Source organism: Paracraurococcus lichenis (genome assembly GCF_030657435.1).
Classification (GTDB): Bacteria; Pseudomonadota; Alphaproteobacteria; order Acetobacterales; family Acetobacteraceae; genus Paracraurococcus; species Paracraurococcus lichenis.
The window spans coordinates 1-1341 of the sequence record NZ_JAUTWS010000300.1 but is presented as its reverse complement, the minus strand read 5'-3'; the positions used below and the strand labels follow the sequence as shown (position 1 = coordinate 1341).

Genomic DNA, 1341 nt, shown 5'->3' with positions numbered 1-1341 from the left:
GGGCGAGGTCCTATGCCGTCGAACCGCCGGTCGCGGCACGGGCCAGCGGTCAGTCCTTCAGCGCTGCCCTGAACTTCGCGGCGAGCGCCTGCAGGTCGAAAGGCTTTTTGATGACCGCGGCGTCGTCGGACAGCGCCACCCGCGCGTAGCCCGTCATGAACAGCAAGGGCTAGTGTCCCGATTCTGAAGTTTCTAGGCACTTGCTCTGGACGCTGGTGGTTCGCTGGCAGAACCGCTGGACGGCGGCGAGAATGTCGTCGGCGCTTTTGGTCCAGCGGAAGGGCTTCGGGTCCGCGTTGTGCGCGTCGATGTAGGCCTTGATGGCGTCTTCCAGCTCGGCGGTGGAGCAGTGGGCACTGCGCCTGATCTGGTCGTCGGTCAGCAAAGCGAAGAACCGCTCGACCTGGTTGATCCAGGAGCTCGAAGTCGGCGTGTAGTGCACGTGCCAGCGCGGACGCTTGGCGAACCAGGCGCGGATCAGCTGGGTCTTATGGCTGGAGGCGTTGTCCATCACGACATGGATGTCGAGTTCCTCGGGAACGTTGGCTTCCACGGTGTCGAGAAAGCGGCGGAACTCGGTGGCGCGGTGCCGCGGCATGCACCGGCCGATCACGCTGCCGGTCTTTACGTCAAGGGCTGCGAACAGCGACGTCGTGCCATGTCGCTTGTAGTCGTGGCTGCGACGCTCTGCCTGCCCCGGGCGCATCGGCAGCATGGGCTGGGTGCGGTCGAGCGCCTGGATCTGGCTCTTCTCGTCGACGCACAGCACCACCGCCCGTTCGGGAGGGCTGAGGTAGAGGCCGACAATGTCGCGCACCTTGTCGACGAACAGGGGATCGGTCGACAGCTTGAACGTCTCGGTGCGGTGCGGCTGTAATGCGAAGGCCTTCCAGATCCGCTGCACCGTCGAAGGCGCCAGCCCGGCGGCCTTGGCCATGCCGCGCGAACTCCAGTGCGTCCGGCCAGTCGGCAGGGTCTCCAGCGTGGCGGTCACCACCGCATTGACCTTGGCATCGTCAACCGTCCGTGGCGCACCCGGCCGGGGCTCATCCAGGAGCCCTTCCAGGCGCCTCTCAGCGAAGCGCCCACGCCAGGTCGCCACCGTCATCCGCGCCACACCGAGGCGCTCGGTGATCGTCAGGTTGCTCAGACCCTCCGCCGCCAGCAGCACGATCTCGGCGCGCACCGCGTCGCCGCGGGAGACCTTGCGCCGACGCAGCCGAGCCTGCAGCTCAGCACGCTCATCCTCCGTCAGCTCGATCCGGACAGCCTTTGGTGCGGCCATGCCTAGGCCCCTTGCTCATCGTCGGCTGCCAGCGAATCACAGCCCAGAACCGCTGC

The 1341-nt window shown here is 66.7% G+C and carries 1 protein-coding gene; it reads right to left on the bottom strand.

What is annotated here, in order from left to right; genetic code table 11:
• Positions 1–169: 169 nt before the first annotated feature.
• On the bottom strand, positions 170–1285 hold the full coding sequence (locus Q7A36_RS39825; RefSeq protein ID WP_305109326.1) for an IS630 family transposase: 1116 nt from the start codon (positions 1283–1285) through the stop codon (positions 170–172).
• Positions 1286–1341: the final 56 nt, after the last annotated feature.

What these genes read in the sequence shown, in the direction of transcription:
- Q7A36_RS39825 (WP_305109326.1), bottom strand. Translation starts at nt 1,285, where the DNA reads ATGGCCGCACCAAAGGCTGTCCGGATCGAGCTGACGGAGGATGAGCGT.